The following is an 848-nucleotide window of genomic DNA, read 5'->3' as shown; positions in this document are numbered from 1 at the left end:
CACATGGAATAAGATGACCTTTTCAACGCCGAGCAGCCGCCATCAGTCTTTTCACTTCGAGTTGTAAAATCAGCGGTCATGAGATTTGAACGGGTGCTAACGTTCAATGATATTCGTCAATCCATAGGAGTGTCCGCGCCGCAGGCGGGACCACATCTCGACAGAAGAACAACATCCGCCGAACATCCCCCGAACATCGCTGCTACAAGGGGTCTTGGTTCACCGCTCAAAGTGACTCATCCGCCCTGACGACTTGACGCCGACCACCTGACCACCCCACCGGCAGCCGCTGTGCCTGCCGCCCGGCAGGCGGCTTGGATTGACGTTCTCACCAGCTGATCTCAGGCGACTCTCATGCGATCCGGCGCACACGCCGTCCAACAGCTCAGCTTCCGCCGCCGTCGTCTCGACCGCCGGCGCAAGCGAGCCCGTAAGTTCGGAAGCCGACGACACTGCCGAGTACTCTCCGCAGACCTTGTACGCTGCCGACACAGGTCGGTATGGGCAGTGCCATGCGCCCGCGCAAAAGGTTCCCGAAAACTATACCCGGAAACGCCGCCCGTCCGCAGCCGCGCCGTCGGCTTCCCTGTCGGCTGTCGGGACGGCTAACGTCCGCAAGGCGGACAGGGGAACCGTCGGAAACGTTTACGCCCCTCGTAACCCTTTGTCTGTTCTATGTTTAGCAGCCTGAGTCCGACGCTTAGACTGTCCGGCACGGGGCTTGCTCTCTCCATCGGACAGCGCATCTTAGCTGACCTGTGAGGCTGCCCGTCGTGACCACGCTCCTGCGCCGCTCACTTCTCATCATTCTCTGCACTGTGCTTGCCGCTCTGAGCGGCGAGGTGTGG

At 60.7% G+C, this 848-nt stretch carries 1 protein-coding gene; it reads right to left on the bottom strand.

The window, feature by feature from the left end:
- Positions 1-219: 219 nt before the first annotated feature.
- Positions 220-492 carry a hypothetical protein gene (locus NZ585_14910; protein ID MCS7081321.1) on the bottom strand — a complete coding sequence of 91 codons (273 nt, stop codon included), beginning with the start codon at positions 490-492 and terminating at the stop codon, positions 220-222.
- Between the last annotated feature and the right edge of the window lie 356 nt (positions 493-848).

Source organism: Chloracidobacterium sp., assembly GCA_025057975.1.
Classification (GTDB): Bacteria; Acidobacteriota; Blastocatellia; order Chloracidobacteriales; family Chloracidobacteriaceae; genus Chloracidobacterium.
The sequence above is the reverse complement of the archived record's forward strand: the minus strand, read 5'-3'. Positions and strand labels throughout refer to the sequence as shown.